The 18,064-nt window shown below is 35.3% G+C and carries 19 protein-coding genes; 16 read left to right on the top strand and 3 right to left on the bottom strand.

Going from position 1 to position 18,064, the window contains the following annotated elements:
* Window positions 1–70: 70 nt before the first annotated feature.
* Window positions 71–1,129: a nucleotidyltransferase domain-containing protein gene (locus tag C1631_RS13135; protein WP_103248662.1), complete on the top strand. Its 1,059-nt coding sequence runs from the start codon at window positions 71–73 to the stop codon at window positions 1,127–1,129.
* 108 nt (window positions 1,130–1,237) lie between these two features.
* Here C1631_RS13135 and C1631_RS13130 read toward each other — a convergent pair whose 3' ends face one another.
* Window positions 1,238–1,582, bottom strand: a complete 345-nt coding sequence (locus tag C1631_RS13130) for a TfoX/Sxy family protein (protein WP_109712617.1) — start codon at window positions 1,580–1,582, stop codon at window positions 1,238–1,240.
* 166 nt (window positions 1,583–1,748) lie between these two features.
* Here C1631_RS13130 and C1631_RS13125 point away from each other — a divergent pair, with 166 nt between their 5' ends.
* The 6 genes from C1631_RS13125 (at window position 1,749) to C1631_RS13100 (ending at window position 9,698) form a co-directional block, all read left to right on the top strand.
* Window positions 1,749–2,264 carry a DUF2975 domain-containing protein gene (locus C1631_RS13125; protein ID WP_103248660.1) on the top strand — a complete coding sequence of 172 codons (516 nt, stop codon included), beginning with the start codon at window positions 1,749–1,751 and terminating at the stop codon, window positions 2,262–2,264.
* A gap of 1 nt (window position 2,265) precedes the next feature.
* Window positions 2,266–2,472 (top strand): helix-turn-helix domain-containing protein, encoded by a 207-nt coding sequence (locus C1631_RS13120; RefSeq protein WP_103294051.1) that lies wholly within the window; start codon window positions 2,266–2,268, stop codon window positions 2,470–2,472.
* A gap of 142 nt (window positions 2,473–2,614) precedes the next feature.
* Complete coding sequence (locus C1631_RS13115; RefSeq protein WP_109712615.1) at window positions 2,615–3,487, top strand: ABC transporter ATP-binding protein; 873 nt, start codon at window positions 2,615–2,617, stop codon at window positions 3,485–3,487.
* Between the two features lie 2 nt (window positions 3,488–3,489).
* Window positions 3,490–6,735, top strand: coding sequence for an ABC transporter permease/M1 family aminopeptidase (locus C1631_RS13110; protein ID WP_109712613.1), 3,246 nt, complete (start codon window positions 3,490–3,492; stop codon window positions 6,733–6,735).
* 102 nt (window positions 6,736–6,837) lie between these two features.
* Complete coding sequence (locus C1631_RS13105; protein ID WP_103249046.1) at window positions 6,838–7,272, top strand: MarR family winged helix-turn-helix transcriptional regulator; 435 nt, start codon at window positions 6,838–6,840, stop codon at window positions 7,270–7,272.
* A gap of 11 nt (window positions 7,273–7,283) precedes the next feature.
* Entirely contained in the window at window positions 7,284–9,698 is a 2,415-nt protein-coding gene (locus tag C1631_RS13100; RefSeq protein ID WP_109712611.1) for a TonB-dependent receptor, read from the top strand.
* Window positions 9,699–9,854: 156 nt separating this feature from the next.
* Here C1631_RS13100 and C1631_RS13095 read toward each other — a convergent pair whose 3' ends face one another.
* The gene (locus C1631_RS13095) at window positions 9,855–12,125 is read right to left on the bottom strand and encodes a polyribonucleotide nucleotidyltransferase (protein WP_109712609.1); all 2,271 of its coding nucleotides are present in this window, start codon (window positions 12,123–12,125) and stop codon (window positions 9,855–9,857) included.
* A gap of 446 nt (window positions 12,126–12,571) precedes the next feature.
* Between C1631_RS13095 and C1631_RS13090 the strand changes: the two genes are divergently transcribed.
* Both C1631_RS13090 and C1631_RS13085 read left to right on the top strand, forming a co-directional pair.
* Window positions 12,572–13,990, top strand: coding sequence for a sugar MFS transporter (locus C1631_RS13090; protein ID WP_228441217.1), 1,419 nt, complete (start codon window positions 12,572–12,574; stop codon window positions 13,988–13,990).
* 279 nt (window positions 13,991–14,269) lie between these two features.
* The gene (locus tag C1631_RS13085; RefSeq protein WP_109712605.1) at window positions 14,270–14,629 is read left to right on the top strand and encodes a DUF4260 domain-containing protein; all 360 of its coding nucleotides are present in this window, start codon (window positions 14,270–14,272) and stop codon (window positions 14,627–14,629) included.
* A 144-nt stretch (window positions 14,630–14,773) separates the two neighbouring features.
* Here C1631_RS13085 and rpsO read toward each other — a convergent pair whose 3' ends face one another.
* Window positions 14,774–15,043, bottom strand: a complete 270-nt coding sequence (rpsO, locus tag C1631_RS13080; RefSeq protein WP_045494446.1) for a 30S ribosomal protein S15 — start codon at window positions 15,041–15,043, stop codon at window positions 14,774–14,776.
* Window positions 15,044–15,226: 183 nt separating this feature from the next.
* Here rpsO and C1631_RS13075 point away from each other — a divergent pair, with 183 nt between their 5' ends.
* The 7 genes from C1631_RS13075 (at window position 15,227) to C1631_RS24055 (ending at window position 17,837) form a co-directional block, all read left to right on the top strand.
* Window positions 15,227–15,775 (top strand): pyruvate decarboxylase, encoded by a 549-nt coding sequence (locus tag C1631_RS13075; protein ID WP_109712603.1) that lies wholly within the window; start codon window positions 15,227–15,229, stop codon window positions 15,773–15,775.
* Between the two features lie 570 nt (window positions 15,776–16,345).
* On the top strand, window positions 16,346–16,489 hold the full coding sequence (locus tag C1631_RS24080; RefSeq protein WP_165828299.1) for a bacteriocin-like protein: 144 nt from the start codon (window positions 16,346–16,348) through the stop codon (window positions 16,487–16,489).
* Between the two features lie 161 nt (window positions 16,490–16,650).
* Window positions 16,651–16,791, top strand: coding sequence for a hypothetical protein (locus C1631_RS24075; RefSeq protein ID WP_165828298.1), 141 nt, complete (start codon window positions 16,651–16,653; stop codon window positions 16,789–16,791).
* A 33-nt stretch (window positions 16,792–16,824) separates the two neighbouring features.
* Window positions 16,825–16,971: a bacteriocin-like protein gene (locus tag C1631_RS24070; protein ID WP_165828297.1), complete on the top strand. Its 147-nt coding sequence runs from the start codon at window positions 16,825–16,827 to the stop codon at window positions 16,969–16,971.
* A gap of 157 nt (window positions 16,972–17,128) precedes the next feature.
* Complete coding sequence (locus C1631_RS24065; protein ID WP_165828296.1) at window positions 17,129–17,272, top strand: bacteriocin-like protein; 144 nt, start codon at window positions 17,129–17,131, stop codon at window positions 17,270–17,272.
* 44 nt (window positions 17,273–17,316) lie between these two features.
* On the top strand, window positions 17,317–17,484 hold the full coding sequence (locus C1631_RS24060; protein WP_165828295.1) for a hypothetical protein: 168 nt from the start codon (window positions 17,317–17,319) through the stop codon (window positions 17,482–17,484).
* 203 nt (window positions 17,485–17,687) lie between these two features.
* Window positions 17,688–17,837 carry a bacteriocin-like protein gene (locus C1631_RS24055; protein WP_165828294.1) on the top strand — a complete coding sequence of 50 codons (150 nt, stop codon included), beginning with the start codon at window positions 17,688–17,690 and terminating at the stop codon, window positions 17,835–17,837.
* Window positions 17,838–18,064: the final 227 nt, after the last annotated feature.

Below are 18,064 nucleotides of genomic sequence, written 5' to 3'. Positions count from 1 at the left end.
CAATTTAAAATATTCAATATCATAGAAACAGGGTAAAAACACTTAATTTTACCCTGTTTCCAACATACCAATGACAATACAAGACTTAAAAACTAAAAACCTTATTCTTTTTGAAGCTATTTCCGGAAGCCGGGCTTTTGGGTTGGCTACAGAAACCTCAGATACAGATATCCGCGGAGTCTATTATCTGCCAAAAGAAGATTTCTTTGGGTTACATTATATTCCGCAGATATCCAATGAGACCAATGATATTACATATTATGAAATCGGAAGATTTGTAGAACTGCTACAAAAAAATAATCCCAATATTCTGGAAGTTCTGGCAAGCCCGCAGGATTGTATTCAATATAAAAATCCGGTAATGGATCGGTTAAAAACAGAAGATTTCCTTTCAAAATTATGCAAAGACACTTTTGCCGGCTATGCCATTTCTCAGATTAAAAAAGCAAAAGGACTCAACAAAAAGATATTGAACCCCTTAGACAAAGAAAGAAAATCTATTCTGGATTTTTGCTTTATCCTCGAAGGACAAGGTTCGGCTCCGTTAAAAAAATGGCTTTCAGAAGAGGGAAAAACCCAGAACTGGTGTGGTTTGGTCAATATCGATCATACCAAAGGAATGTATGCTTTATTTTATGATGATTCGCAGGCATTGGGTTACAAAGGGATTGTTCAAAATGAAGAAGCCAATCAGGTCTCTGTATCGTCTGTCCCTAAAAGTGAAAAGCCTGCCGCCTATCTGTTCTGCAATCTGGATGCCTATTCTACCTATTGTAAAGACTATAGAGAATACTGGAAATGGGTAACAGAACGAAATGAAGATCGCTATAATGTAAACCGGGAACACGGACAGAATTATGACAGCAAAAATATGATGCATACACTCCGTTTATTGCAGTCGTGTGAACATATTTTTCAAACCGGATCTCTTCAGATTCGGGTAGATAACCGCAAAGAGTTACTCGATATCAAGGCCGGAAACCTTCCTTATGAAATCCTGATACAAAAAGCTGAAGATTTAATACAATCTATAGAAAAGCACCATTCTACTTCTCACCTCCCTGATTCTCCCGATCTGGAAAAGACAACAAGGATTTTAATAGAAATAAGGGAACAGCTTTATGGGTGAGAATAGAGACAGGAGATATGAGACATAAAATTATAATGATTAAGATTTGGTCTTATATTTTGAGTTACTCAGCGGATAAAACGCTCTCCTGTTCTCAAACATCTCTACCTATTTCTTCTTTGAAGACTTTGCGATCTCATTATATTCCAGACAAATCTTTATCCAGTATTCAAAATCCTCCGGCTTTGCAAAACCAATAGGTTCTACGTAGCAATAATCTTTGAGCTGCTTTCCTCTCATTACCATAGGAAGAAAGCCTTGTCTTTCTGAAACCTCCTCTTCCAGTTCAGGGTTATATCGGCACATCAGGTTGTCGTGACTGATATTAATACACATTTTCCCATTAACCAGAAATGATAAGCCACTAAACATCTTCTTCTCTTCCACCTCAATATCATGAACTATGGAAAGTCGTTCACGGACTCTGTCTGCCAATTCAATATTGTAAGCCATGATGTTATTTTTTTATTGATTTAAAATTACTTAAAAACAGCATTCCAAAAGGATTTTCAATGTTATTTTTTAAGTAACCTATTTTGAAAAATAAAATTTTATTTAAATTAATTATTGTTTTACGATAATTAATTATACATTTGCAATACTAATTAATGTTCGTGACATGAACCAGACCAAAATTATTTCAAAGATTTTATTTTATATCTGTACGCTGCTTTCCGTTGGATATTTAATAACGTTTGTGTATTCCATTCTTTGCTTAACTACAGATTTTTCTGTTACCCCTTATAAAGGCGGGCAATACCTTCACATCAATTACCCATTTACGGAAAGTCCATTCCTGAATATTGAAAACAATTACCCGTATATGATCTTTTCATTTCTTCTGGTTTTAGTTTCTTATGGAATCTTTTTCTGGCTTTCCTCAAAAGTTTTCAAGGTATTCTTTCAGGATAAATTGTTTACTAAAGATCATATACAACAGCTTAAGAAATTTTACCTGTATAATATTTTTATTCCTCTTCCGGTAGTTATTATCGCGAGTTTCTTTGTGGAAGTGGAAAGTATCATATGGGGACTGGTGTTTATTCACTTTATGCTTGGAATTTTCTGTCTGTTTCTTGCGAATATCTTTAAGCAAGGACTACATTTGCAAAACGAACAAGACCTATTTATATAAAATGCCGATTATAGTCAACTTAGATGTGATGCTTGCCAAACGAAAAATGCAGAGTAAAGAATTGGCAGAAAAACTAGGAATCACCCCCGTAAACCTTTCTATCCTCAAGACCGGAAAAGCTAAAGGTGTTCGTTTCGACACCCTGGAGGCCATCTGTAAAATCCTAGAATGCCAGCCGGGAGATATTCTTGAATACAAAGAGGAGTGAGTGAAAGAGTTTGAGAGTAAAAAATCGGGCTTCCGGCATTCAACCCTCTATTTTTAATTTCCGGATTTAAAAATCACATTACCTATATTTTATAACAGCCACTGAAAGGTGGCCAGTCCTTCTATTCCCCAAACACAACCTTATGAATACATTATCAATCAACAATCTGAGCCTTATTTATAAAAATGGTTTTCATGCTATTAAAGACCTTTCACTGGAAATCAGCAACGGTATGTTTGGTCTATTGGGTCCTAATGGAGCCGGAAAATCCTCTTTAATGAAAACCATTGTAGGACTTCAGAAACCCACCTCGGGAACTCTGTTTTTCAACGGAGTAGATATTGCCGAAAACCCAGATTATATCAAACAAAATCTGGGATTTCTTCCTCAGGATTTTGGGATATATCCTAAAATCTCAGCTACCGATCTTCTGGAACACATTGCCATACTGAAGGGACTTTCCGATACAAGCAAACGAAAAGCACAAATCATAAGTCTGCTTGAAAAAGTGAATCTTTCAGATTTCAGAAATAAAGAAGTTCATACTTTTTCCGGAGGAATGAAACAACGCTTTGGCATTGCTCAGGCTCTTCTGGGAGATCCCAAAATGATCATTGTAGATGAACCTACAGCAGGTCTTGATCCTGAAGAACGAAATCGTTTCAACACGTTATTGAGTGAAATCAGCAAGGATGTTATTGTTATTCTTTCTACTCATTTGGTCGAAGATGTAAGAAATCTCTGTTCGGAAATGGCTGTGATGAGCTACGGACAAATCCTTCAACAAGGAAACCCCGGAAGATTAATTGGAGGCCTTGAAAACAAAATCTGGTCAAAATCCATTGATAAAAACGAGCTCGAAGCTTATGATTCCACCTATCGGATTATCAGCAAACAGCTGATCGAAAGAGAACTTCATATTACCATTTTTTCTCATCAATCTTCTGAAGGCTTTAGTCCTGTCAAACCCATGCTGGAGCATGTTTACTTTCACACCTTAACTCAAAAACCTTAATCATGAATGCCATATTTTTATTTGAAGCCAAGCGCAATATCAAGCACTGGCCAGCTTATCTTATTTCCCTGATTTTAATTTGTGCCGGTATTTTTTGTGGCAGCCAGTTTAATCTTTCGGTAGGAGAAGGAATTTACCTGAATTCACCCTATACAATTGGGTTTATGACCGGAATGCTGAGTCTTTCCATCATCTTTTTTGCAACGATTTATGCATTACAATTACTTTTTAAGGATCATGATACCCGATTTGCCTTTATTCTTTTTTCTTTCCCTATTTCAAAATCAACGTATTTGAAAGGAAAGTTTCAACTCTTTTTTTTGCAAACTTTCTTCAGTTTTAGTTTTTTAATAATAGGATTTATCATCGGTCAGGCAACACGCACCGGAAGTGAAATGCAAAATGGATTCAATATCATCAATTATCTATATCCTTTACTCATTTTTGGAGTGATCAATAGTATTTTAGTGTGCAGTTTTCTTTTTCTGATTTCATTAACGATGAGAAAAAAACTATTGGTTGCTATTGCCGGTTTATTTCTGTATGTGGCTTATATGATTGTTTTATTATTTTCAAACTCCCCGTTTATGGCCGGCAGCATTCCTCAATCCCACGAGGCCCAGCAATTTTCCGCCTTCCTTGATCCGTTCGGTCTTTCCTCCTATTTTCTGGAAGCAACTACCTCTAATATTCACCAGAAAAACACTCAAATCGTCCCTTTTTCAGGGTATTTATTACTGAACAGAATTTCATTTCTGATCATTTCAGGAGGATTTCTTTTTTTGTGTTTCAGGTTGTTCTCATTTTCTGATATCTCAGGAAAGAAAATGAGAAGAAAAGATAAAATAATCAATTCATCCTCAAAATCATTGGTATCTAAGTATATAACCACAGTACCCAGCTTTGGAACTAAACCTTTTATTGCCTCTATCCTGTCCTATGCGAAAATCGATCTGATTTACTTATTTAAAAGCATTACCATCCCAGCCATATCTATTATATTGGTATTTTCCGTGGGAATGGAAATGTATGCCGAAATTGAAAAAGGAATACGGCTTCCACAAAAATATGCGAGCTCGGGGCTTATGGCCACCACTATTTCAGAAAATTTTCCCATGTTTGGATTATTAATTTCAGCTTATTTTTTGAATGATCTGTATTGGCGAAGTCGTTCATCAGGATTCCTGCTGATTGAAGGAACTACATTTTTCTCTAAAAGTAAACTAACCGGGCACGGTATTTCAATCTGTATTTTGTTGTTCTTTTTTACCGGAGTTCTCATTACAGAAGGGATTATTTTTCAAATAGCATACGGGTACTTTCATATCGACTGGAACGCCTATCTTCCTGTTTTTATGTTCGATACATTTCCCATCATTCTGTTTTCAGGACTTATTTTACTTATTAATGATACTATTAAAAATAAGTTTGTTGCTCTTGGAGTATCTGTTTTTGCTGTTTTTATTTTAACAGGGCCTATTTCAGGTAAAGTACTTTCCTATCCCCTTTTCAGAATATTTTCAGATTTTAAAGGAAGTTACAGTGATTTCAATGGCTATGGTACTTATATGATTGCCTTTGCGCAAAGACTTTTATTCAGCCTAGGAGTAATCGCTTTTTTATGGGCATTCAATATATTTTTTACCTCTAAAAAAAAGATTCGTATTCCCTTTGTAGTAAGTCTTTTTTTGTTGATTTCAGGAATATTTGCAGGCTCTTATTTTATGAAAGGCTATATTCCAAAAAATGAAGACACAACAACCTTGCAAGCAGTTCAGTACGAAAAAAAATATAGAAAATATGAAGGTATTCCCCAACCTGAGATTACTGATGTTATAACCCATATTCAACTATATCCATCCGAAAATTCTTATCAAATCACAGGAAAATATATCCTTAAAAATCAAACGGATCAACCCATTACTAAAATTTTGGTCAACTTTCATCCGGATCTATCAATAGAAAATGCAGTTTTTACATCGGGTACTGATATCACCCCAATCAATACTCAGATGAGAGAAATTACCCTCAAGAAACCCATGAAGCCTGCTGATACCGCTTTCCTTAGTTTCAGTTTGTCTTATAAATGGTATGCCGTCAACGGCCACCAGTCGTTCAATGCGGTTATTGAAAATGGTTCTTTTATGAGAATTAGCAGGTATTATCCGGCAATAGGTTATCAGAAATATAATGAGGTTCAGGACCTGCAACAACGAGATTATTTCCAATTGGGAAAACTCATGTCATTGAAAACACCGGAAGCCCCGGCAATATTAAAAAAAGACTTTATCAATTTGGATATGACCATTTCTACTGCAGGCAATCAAACCGCTATAGGAACAGGAGATCTTCTCCGAAAGTGGACAGAATCAAATCGGAATTACTTTAGGTATACTGCCCATTCTATTCCGTTCAGATTTGCTGTTTCTTCTGCAGAATATCAGGTAAAAAGGATCAATTATAAAGGAATAGGAATACATGTTTTTTACCATAAAAAACATGTTGAAAATGTTGATCATCTCCTTGAAAATGCCAAAACAACCCTTGACTACTGTCAGCAAAACTTTGGAAAATATCCTTTTAAAACCATTAATTTCACAGAAATATCATCTTACACGAGAGGTTTTGCAGCTACAGCTTATCGATCTGCCATTTTTATGCCTGAAGACATGGTATTTCATGCCAATATTTACGCTGATGAGAAGCAAGATGTTATTAACGAACTGGCCGGGCATGAGCTGTCTCATCTTTGGTGGGGAAACAGTCAGATAGATCCTGATGACAGAGAAGGATCAGTCATGCTCACGGAAACACTCGCCATGTACACTGAAATGATGCTTTATAAAAAGATGCATGGAAAGGATAAAATGATGGAAAGGATACAGGTACATCAGCAAATCTATGATAATGAAAAAGGTCTTTCAGAAAATGTTCCGATTTATAAAGCTACCGGGGATGTTCCTCATATTTCTTATTCAAAAGGAGCTGTTGCCATGGTAAAACTGAGCGATCTGCTTGGAGAAAACCGTATCAATCAGGCGCTCAATCATTTTCTTAAAAATAATTCATATCCTAAAAAACCATCCTCCCTGGATTTAATTAATGAGTTTTACAAGATCTCTCCTGATACCTATACAAAAAAACAAATTGATCTGTTATTTAAAACCACAAAAAATATTCCCACAGCTATTCAACGGAAAACTGTTCCTACAAAAGGAGAGATGAATACTCCTATCGACAGTTTTTAATTTTCCTATTAATATTTTTCAGGAAATTGTAACAAAATAAAATTACCACCAACAAATTAAATGATATATCAATAATTGATGTATCATTTTTAATCTAAACCTATGGAAAAATTAAATTCAATTATATTCTACAACATAGACAAAGCTATCAGAGCCTATAGAAACTATGCACAACGCCAGCTGAAAGCCAATGGTTTTACCATAACCATCGATCAATGGCTTATCATCAAGGCCATTCTGGAAAACCCGGGAATTCCCCAGAATGAAATCGGTGATCTTGTTTTTAAAGATAATGCGTCTGTGACAAGAATAATTGATTTGATGGTAAAATCAGATTACATCACAAGGCAAGTTCATCCTGAAGACCGGAGAAAAACCCATCTGGAAGTAACCGATTCCGGAAAGAAGGTGATCCGGGAGGTTCAGGATATCGTTGAAAAGAATCGGAAGGTCGCTTTGAAGGGTGTTACCACCAAAGAACTTGAAGTCATGTATTCTGCTTTACTCAAGATATCAGAAAACTGTCTTAACCACTAAAAACAAACACTATGACCAGAATATTCTCACTTATTTTTATCTGGCTCCTTATTTTTTTCAGCAGTATCCTTTCAGGCCAGACCCTGCAGCAATATTCATTGTCGGGAAACATCAGCTCCGGCAAAGCAGACCAGATGGAGATCAACCTACTGGATGCCAATAATACATTGATTAAAACAGAGATTGCAGATGATAACGGAAAATTCAGCTTTAATGATCTTAAAACAGGAACTTATTATGTAAAAATCAGTAAAAACGGATCTGAGGTATACCGTTCCGAAACGATAACACTGGCAGAAAATAAAACATTATCCCCTATTGATCTGAATATAAAAGCAATTGAAGGAGTTACCATTACCAAGACCAAACCTTTGATTGAAAGACAGGACGGGAAAATGATTCTGAATGTTGAGAACAGTATTGCCAGTACGGGAAATTCTGCATTTGAAGTATTGGAAAAGGCACCCGGAATCAGTATTGATAATAATGACAATATCAGCCTTCGGGGGAAAGGAAATCTTCTGATCCAGATTGATGGTAAAAACACTCCTATGACCGGGAGTGATCTTGCCAATTACCTTAAAGGACTTCCGTCGTCAACGATTGATAAAATTGAATTTATCACCAACCCATCATCAAAATATGATGCTGCAGGGTCTTCCATTATTAATATTAAACTAAAAAAAGATCAAAGAAAAGGAACAAATGGCAGCATCTCAACTTCTATTGGAACAGGAAAGTATGTAAAAAACAATAATACATTCAGCATCAACCACAGAAATAAGAAAATCAACATTTTCGCAAATTACAGTTTTGCGTACAGAGAATTTTATAATCATCTGGTTCTGGATAGAAATTTCTACAACAACAATACTTTTGAAAAGGCCTATCTACAGGACAATTACTTCAAATTCGGTATTAGAAGCCATGTCGCAAAAGCCGGAATGGATTATTATCTGAACGATAAAAATGTACTGGGTTTTTCTGTCAGTCTGATGACGAACAAACTTGATCTGGATGGAGATAATGCCAATACCACACTGGCCAGCAACCGTATTCCTGAAAGTACATTCAATACACAAAGTAACTCCAATAATCACTGGAGGAATGTTTCAATTAATTTAAATCATAAATATACCCTTGATTCTTTAGGATCTGAGTTGACCAGTGACTTTGACTATATTAATTATTCAAACACTTCTTTACAGAATTTTGAAACAAGAACCCATCAGATCGCTGCCAATGCTGATCTTCTTGATATTCTTAAAGGAGACATGGATGGAAAATTAAATATTTACTCTTTTAAATCTGATCTAACGAAAAATTTAAAAAACGAATGGAAACTGGAAACCGGTATTAAAACAAGCTTTGTAAAAACTGATAATGATCTCAAATTTTTCAATGTCAATGCCGGAACTCCCGTTATTGATCCTTCAAAGACCAATCATTTTATTTATGAAGAAAATATTAATGCTTTGTATGGAAATGTCTCCAAAAAGTGGGACAAGTTTAAGGTAACAGCAGGATTAAGAGTTGAAAACACCAATATAAAAGGAACACAGCTTGCCACTAATCAGGTTAATAAAAAAGATTACACCCAGTTGTTTCCAAGTGCTGTTTTTTCTTATGATCTGACGGATAAGAGCAATCTTGAAGTCAATTTCAGCAGGAGGATTACAAGACCCAGTTATAATCAACTCAATCCCTTTAAATTCTACCTGGATCCTACAACTTCAAGAACCGGGAATCCTGACCTGAACCCACAAACCATGATGAATTATGAGCTGACCTATGGCTTCAATAATAAATATTTTGCAACATTGAGCTATAGCAAAACCAATGATAATATTACAGACGTTATCAAGCCTGTTCTGGAGAACGGTCAAAATATGACGGTTCAGACTATTGAAAATTTAAGTTCCGTTTCTTATTACGGATTATATCTTATTGCCCCGATAAAGGTTACCCAATGGTGGGATATGAACAACAATGCTAATTTTTATTATGCCACCTATACCGGAAATGTATCTGATACCCAAATTAATAAAAAAGGGAATTTTACCTTCAATATCAACAGCATTAATTCATTTAAATTGGGGAATGGATTTACGGCAGAAGTTACGGGAAATTACAGAGCAAGAGAAGTCTATGCTTATATGGATGTAAGACCGAATTGGTATTTGAATATCGGAGCTCAGAAGAAGTTTAAAAATAATAGTATTCTGAAGCTCGCCTTTAATGATGTGTTTTTTACCAGCAATCCTAAAGCGCAAACGGTTTTCAATAATTATATAGAAAACTTTGTAGTAAAAAGAGATTCCCGTGTTGTAACCCTCTCCTACACGTATAATTTCGGTTCTTCCAAAAATGGTCTACCAAGAAAAACGGGAGGTGCTGAAGATCTGAAACAGAGAATCGGAAGTTAACAGATAAAACCATTACGAAATGTGAAGTATAGAAGTTCTCCCACTTTTGGAAGTCTAAAAACCTTCATGAGATTGCTTCACTTTTGGTTTGCCATGATATATAAACAAGAAATCCCTCAAAATTGAGGGATTTCTTTATATCTAAGAATGTGAATCTTATGCTTCAGCAGAAGGTTCCTGATTTTGCACCGGTTTTTCACCTTGTGGTCTATCTTGTCCTTCTGGTCTTCTTTGCCCTTCAGGCCTACCTTGTCCTTCTGGTCTTCTCTGTCCTTCCGGTCTACCTTGTCCTTCTGGTCTCTCAGGTCTTGGAGGTCTTGGTAAAAGAACTTTACGGGAAAGCTTCATTTTCTTACGATCATCATACCCCATAAATTTAACTTCTACTTCATCACCTTCTGCATAAGGAACTTTGTCTAAACGAGCCCACTCAATTTCAGAAATGTGAAGAAGACCTTCTGTTCCTTTAGCAATAGCTACAAAAGCACCAAAATCCATTACTTTCACTACTTTACCTTTGTAAACTTCACCTACAACCGGTACGAAAGTAATTTCGTTGATCTTAGCAACAGCAGCATTGATTTTCTCTCTGTCTGTTCCTGCAATCTCGATACGTCCGATCTCACCAATTTCTTCAATAGCAATAACGGTATCTGTATCTTTCTGCATCTGCTGAATGATTTTTCCTCCAGGCCCTATTACAGCTCCAATGAAGTCTTTAGAGATCTCCATTACTACCATTTTCGGTGCGTGCGGCTTCACATCTGCTCTTGGTTCAGAAATAGTTTCAGTGATTTTATTTAAGATGTGTAATCTTCCGTCTCTAGCCTGCATCAAAGCTTTTTCCATGATGTCCATAGAAAGACCCTGAATTTTGATATCCATCTGACAAGCAGTGATACCATCTGCAGTACCTGTTACTTTGAAGTCCATATCTCCCAGGTGATCTTCATCTCCTAAGATGTCGGAAAGTACTGTAAATTTACCTGATTTTGCATCGGTGATCAATCCCATTGCAATACCGGAAACCGGTTTTGTAATCTGAACCCCTGCATCCATTAATGCTAATGTTCCTGCACAAACTGTTGCCATTGAAGACGAACCGTTTGATTCTAAAATATCAGAAACAATTCTGATCGTGTATGGATTTTCTTCAGGAATAACTGCCTGTAATGCTCTTTGAGCAAGGTTTCCGTGTCCTACTTCTCTTCTTGAAGTTCCTCTTAAAGGTCTTGCTTCACCTGTTGAGAATGGAGGGAAGTTATAGTGTAGGAAGAATTTTTCGTCGTGTTGCGTAATAACGCTGTCTACCATGTTTGCATCTTTTACAGAACCTAAAGTTACCGCTGTTAAAGACTGAGTTTCACCTCTTGTAAACACTGCAGAACCGTGAGCTCCCGGAAGATAGTCAATTTCTGACCAGATCGGACGGATCGTCTGAGGATCACGACCATCAAGACGGATATTGTCTTCAAGGATCATCTGACGCATTGCTTCTTTCTCTACGTCATGATAATATACTTTTACGAAAGGAGTTACTCTTTCCAATTCTTCCACATTGTCTGCATATTGAGCAAGGAATTCTTCACGAACTGCTTTGAACTTTTCTCCTCTTTCTTCTTTACCAGATGGAGTTCTTGCTACTTCATACACTTTATCATAAGTTTCTTTCCACACTTTTTCACGAATTTCTTCATCGTGATCTTCGTGAGAATATTCTCTCTTAGGGAAAGCTTTTCCTACTTTTTCAGCTAATCTTTCCTGAGCTTCAATTTGTTTTTTAATTTCAGCGTGAGCGAAATTAATAGCTTCCAACATTTCCTGCTCAGAAATTTCTTTCATCTCTCCTTCTACCATTACGATAGAATCTTTAGTGGCTCCAACCATAATATCTAACTCAGAATCTTTCAATTCTTCATAGCTTGGATTGATCGAAAGTTTTCCGTCAAATCTTACCACTCTTACTTCAGACATAGGTCCGTTGAAAGGAATATCGGTAATGGCAATAGCTGCAGAAGCTGCCAAACCAGCCAAATCATCAGGAATCGTTTTTCCGTCATAAGAAATTAAAGAAATCATCACCTGTACTTCAGCGTGAAAATCTTCAGGGAAAAGTGGACGTAATACTCTGTCTACTAATCTCATTGTTAAAATTTCCTGATCGGAAGGTCTTGCTTCTCTACGGAAGAAGTTTCCAGGAATTCTTCCACCTGCATAAAATTTTTCTCTGTAATCTACTGTTAAAGGTAAAAAATCTACACCAGGATTTGCTTCTTTATTGGCTACAACTGTTGCTAAAAGCATTGTTCCGCCCATTTTTACTACCACAGATCCATCAGCCTGCTTTGCTAATTTCCCTGTTTCAATAGTGATTTCTCTGCCGTCAGCAAGAGTAATCAACTCTGTAAACACTTGAGGTATACTCATAAATTTGTCTTCTTAATACTCCGTATTGAGTATGAATTAATATTTAAACTCTTTAAATTTTCGTTTGCAAAGGTACTAATAATAATGATATATTAGATTTTTTCGATTGCATAAATAAGCCTTCAAAATACAAAATTTTGGCTTTCAGTTTCATGAAAGCTTTAAAAATTAACGTCAGTAATTAAAGCTTATTTCTTATTTGAGAAAACAAAAACCATCTATTTTTAAAATATTTCATTGAAAAATCCTCTTGTTTTTGTATTATTGTCTCATAAAAAGAAAATAATGTTTTTATCCTGTAAAATGGATACCTCTCATTATAAAAATCATTAAAACAATTGCAAAAACAGGGGGTGATCCTTATATTTGCCTTACTTCACAAAATACCATGCTGTAGCAAAAAAAGATAAGGACTTCATCATCCTTACACAGATAAATAAATGTTTATGAATAAAGAAGTACAACCACAAAGCAGGAATTACACGGTTCCGTTGATTACCATCACCCTGCTTTTTTTTATGTGGGGATTCATTACCTGTATGAATGACATCCTGATTCCCTATCTGAAACAACTTTTCAATCTTACCTTTTTCGAATCCATGTTGGTACAGTTCTGTTTTTTCGGAGCGTACTTTATCGGATCTCTGATTTACTTTCTGATCTCTATTTCCAAGGGTGATCCTATCAATAAATTGGGTTATAAAAAGGGAATTTTATTTGGAATTTTTCTTGCTGCTTTCGGCTGTATCCTTTTTTATCCCGCAGCTACATTCTCGTATTATCCGTTATTTCTGGGAGCCCTATTTATTTTGGGTTTAGGTTTTACCGTATTACAAATTACAGCAAATGCTTATGTATCTTTGCTGGGTAGTGAAGAATCTGCTTCCAGCCGTTTGAATATGACCCAGGCGTTCAATGCTTTTGGGACCACCATTGCTCCGGTATTGGGGGGGCATTTAATTTTTGAATTTTTCTCATCTCCGGATGGCTCATTCAGTGCAGTAGCGACAAGAATTCCTTACTTAATTTTTGCAGGTATTCTTTTACTGGTTGCTTTATTGATCTCCAGGGTAAAACTTCCATCATTTCAAATGGAGGAAGAAGAAATTATAAAAGGTTGGGGAGCATTAGAATTCAGCCATCTGAAATTTGGAGTTTTTGCTATGTTTTGCTATGTAGGAGGCGAAGTCGCAGTAGGAAGTTTTATCATTAGTTTTCTTGAGCAACCTCAAATTATGGGTTTCAATGAAATCATCAGTAAAAATTATCTTTCTCTTTATTGGGGAGGCGCTATGATCGGACGCTTTCTTGGAGCCATTTCTTTAAATCAGTCACTAAGTCAGGGCAAAAAGGCGGTTTATATGTTGGGGGCAGCTGCTGCTGTTTTCCTTGTGATTTTCAGTATCGTTAATCTTAGCTTTTCCCAGATCAGTTTTTTCCTCGTTTTTATCGCGCTTAATTTCATTGCCTTTTTTATTGGTAAATCTGCTCCGGCAAGAACGCTATCAATCTTTGCAGCGATCAATGTTGTATTATTGATTTCTGCCATGGTGAATCACGGTGAACTGGCTATGTACAGTATTCTGGGAATCGGAATTTTCAACTCTATCATGTTCTCTAACATTTATACACTGGCCATTTCAGGGCTTGGAAAATATACCAGCCAAGGCTCTTCACTAGTGGTTATGGCCATTTTGGGAGGTGCTATTGTTCCTATTTTTCAGGGTTATCTCGCAGATCAGTTTGGGGTACAGCATTCATTCATTATTCCTGTTTTCTGCTATCTTGTAATTCTGATTTTTGGAGCTTATTGTACCAAATATTTGGGTCATGTAGAAAGTACAGAAGCCAAATCAGGGCATTAAATAATATTTATATAAATAAAGTTAGTCATAGGCTGTTTCATCTTTGGAGCAGCCTATTATTTTACACTACTCTACCTATTTCTGGTAAGAAATAAAACTACTATTAAACCACATAGATTAATTGCGAGCTCATATTTTATTCGTGCATTCGTGGCCATTAAAGATACAGTTTCAACCTTTTCTATCCACGAATGTATGAATTCCTTTATTGATGTTAATCTGTAACTTTATGCATGAAATTCCGACCTATTTCACATCAATGCTAAAAACTTTATCCTGATGAAAGCTCAATTAAAACTTGAATATGCAGCCTTTTTAATACTTGGAGTTTTCGCTTTTTCACAAACAGGATATTCCTGGTGGTGGTTTGTCGGATTATTCCTTGCTCCTGATATTTCCATGCTGGGGTATACGATTAATAATAAAGTAGGTGCATTCTGTTACAATCTGTTTCATCATTTCGGAGTAGCTATTGTTGTTTATCTTGCAGGAGCAGTTTTATCTCTGCCATATTTACAAATGATAGGCAGTATTCTATTTTCTCATTCTGCCTTTGACAGAATATTAGGATATGGGTTGAAATACCCGGATAGTTTTCAGAATACACATTTGGGGAAGATTGGGAAAAAGATGGAGTGAGCAGATAACAGAAAGCATTACCCTCCATTAATTCTTTATTAAGCAACCATTTCTGAGCAGAACACTTCATCCTTCAATGGTGAGGTGGTTCAATAAAAAAGCAACCTCTTTCGAAGTTGCTTTTATTTTGAAAATCTTTATAGATTATTTTCTTAAACCTAATGCAGCAATAATAGCTCTATATCTTGCGATATCTTTCTTTTTAAGGTAATCTAGTAAACTTTTTCTCTTACCTACCAATTTCACCAAAGATCTCTCTGTGTTGAAATCATGACGGTTAGCCTTTAAGTGCTGAGATAAGTGATTAATTCTGAAAGTGAAAAGAGCGATTTGTCCTTCTGCGCTTCCTGTGTCTTGTGCAGATTTCCCGTGTTGTGCGAAAATTTCCTGCTTTTTGTCTGTTGTTAAGTACATTCCAATATTGTTTAATGATTATTATGTAACGGGTGCAAAATTACGACTATTTTTTAATTCTGCAAACTTCTGTCAACATTATTGATGTCATAAATCAAAATTGATAGAAAAAAATGTTAAAAATTTCTTAATTATTTTTACACAATTCAAGGAAAAGGCAGTAATTTTGCATTCGAATTACAAATGAGAAAAATTATATTTTTTACAACAGTTGTTACTTTCTTATCAGTGAGCTTTACTTTAGTACAGGCACAAAAAAACGCTGACGAAAAAATAAGAAAAGTTCTATACTTCAATCCTGAGGTAGAGCCGGACATCGATGAAATCAAAGAACCTACGAACACTGCTTTTTTCAGTGCAGTTTCTGATAATTTCAGTGGAAGAAAAAATAAAATGCTCCGCGCAGAAGTTCAGGTTCCTTTTGACAGTATAGATAAACAGACCATCACGGATTACTGTCTCAACAATGACGCAGACTTTGCTATTGTTTCCAAGGTACGTTATTTCAAAGTAGGTATCGGAAAATATGTCTTCTCAAATCAGGTCGTGGTAAGTATGAAGCTTTTTGCTGCTGATGGAAATCTGGTAACAGAATCAGACTATGATACATACCGAAAAAATATGCGTCTTTTAGGCTCAACAGTTAACTCTATCAAAATAGGTACTGAAGGAGCAATCAAAGATATTATTAAAAAACTGAGAAAACTCAAACCGACTGAAGCTGAACTTTAGTCCGAAAATATGTGTCCTAAAGGTTAAATTTAGCGTTAAATTCTGTTTTTTTTTTAAAAGAAACTGGAGAATAATCCATTCATTATTACACAAGGAGGTACTTACCTTGACGCCTACTCTACTCTCATCACTTATAGCTAGCTAATTTCTCTTAGTTGTTTATAGACCATAGCCTGCAGGATATCCCTAATCTATCCAGGTTTCTGCACTCCTTTCTTACATTTGGTTTACAACAAATCTAATCATTATGAAAAATTTAAATTTTAAAAAGCTAAGCAGAAATAGACAGAAACAAATTGTGGCAGGTGAAAGAGGTCTTCAAAAATGTAACTACTCTTTTGAATGTCCTGGTGGATCATGCTGCTTTAGGGTATGTATTTCTAACGCATGTCCTGATTTATAAAAATTCGCCTCGTCACCTTACTACTACTTGTTTAAACAAAACAGGTATTTTTCGTAACTATAAAAAACAACACCATAAATAACTGTGTATCAATTAAATATTTTCACTAATCAAGGAATAATTAAACAATATTTACTATTTTAGTCAGACATTAAAATCTAAATCATATGAAAAATTTAAAGAAACTCAGCAGAGAAGCAGCAAAACAGATCAATGGTGGAGCCCTGGCAAGATGCAGTAATACAAGACCATGTACAGTGGGATGGTGTTGTAATGGTATTTGTAGCCCACAAAGGTGTCCTATAGATTAATATCAACAAGTACTTTTAAGCATCTGAAAAAACAGATGCTTTTTTATGCAAAAAAACACAAAACACGTCAAACAAATTGATTTTCAATTAAATATTTTCACTAAATAAGGAATAATATGAAATATTTTACTATTTTAGTCAGACATTAAAATCTAAATCATATGAAAAATTTAAAGAAACTCAGCAGAGAAGCTACCAGTCAAATTAAAGGTGGGGGATTCCAGAGATGCAGCGAAACAGATCCATGTCCTGTTGGATGGTGCTGTAATGGAATGTGTAAAGAATTTATCTGTATAGAATAAGTAATGTATATCATTTAATAACAATCAAATCCTATGAAAAATCTAAAAAAACTCAGCAGACTAGAGCAAAAAGAAATTAAAGGAAATGGGATCATTAAAGGGTGTACAGAGCATTTTGAATGTCCCGGAGGATCATGCTGCAGAAACAGATGTGTTTTATATCCTTGTCCTTTAGAATAAGAAGAAAAAGCTATGACACCTGTTGAACACAGGTGTTTTTCATGATAGATCTTGAAATAAATTACACAAACAATTGTATATCAGTTAAATATTTTCACCAAGTATTGAATAATTGAAAAATATTTACTATTTTAGTCAGACATTAAAACTAAATTATATGAAAAATTTAAAGAAATTAAGCAGAGAAGCTGCAAAGCAAATTAAAGGTGCAGGACCAAAAAAATGTACAGAACACTCTCAATGTATTTTCGGTATGTGTTGTAAAGGAGTTTGTATGGAGTTTGCCTGTTTTGAAGACTAAAGATAAATTTCCTTTATGATTTAATTTATTAAAAATCAATAACCATGAAAACTTCAAATTTCAAGAAACTGAACCGACAAGAACAAAAGGGAATTACAGGAAGCCTGCAGATTAAAAAATGTAGAAACGGAGCTTGTGATCCAGGCGAATGTTGTTCCGGAGGGTTTTGTTTACCTTCTCCTATCATAGAATGTGGGCCTATTTTAGAATAATAGACATACATAAATTTTAAAATTTAATTTTTTAACATCCGCCTATGCGGATGTTTTTTTGTGATAAAACGTTTGTAACATTGAAATAATGCACCCCTTACTTTTCGTAAAAATAAGCAGAATTTTTCATAAAAAGTTTATACTACCCTTTCTTTTCGAGAGGTTTACATTATACCTTTAACAAGATTTAAAAATAAAACAATATGAAAAATTTTAAAAAGCTAAACAGAAATCAGCAAAAACAAATTCAGGGGGGAGCATTTAGAAAATGTAGTATTCAGAATCCATGTTCTGTGGGTTGGTGCTGTAATGGAGTATGTTCTCCAATGCGGTGTATCGACAATGATTTATAAAATTTATTCAAATAAAAAAATCAAAATCACATGAAAAACTTGAAAAAACTGAACAGACAGAATCAAATAAGAATTCATGGCGGAGGGCCAAGAAAATGTTTAGATGAAAATCAATGCAATCTTGGGGAGTGCTGCAGTGGGGGATCATGCATACGTTCTCCCTACCCTATCTGCGGTCCGCTTCTTGAGTAAAAAACACTGTGAATTTTCTAAAGACATCCGTTTAC

Source organism: Chryseobacterium phosphatilyticum (assembly GCF_002899825.2).
In the GTDB taxonomy this organism is placed as follows: domain Bacteria; phylum Bacteroidota; class Bacteroidia; order Flavobacteriales; family Weeksellaceae; genus Chryseobacterium; species Chryseobacterium phosphatilyticum.
The sequence above is the reverse complement of the archived record's forward strand: the minus strand, read 5'-3'. Positions and strand labels throughout refer to the sequence as shown.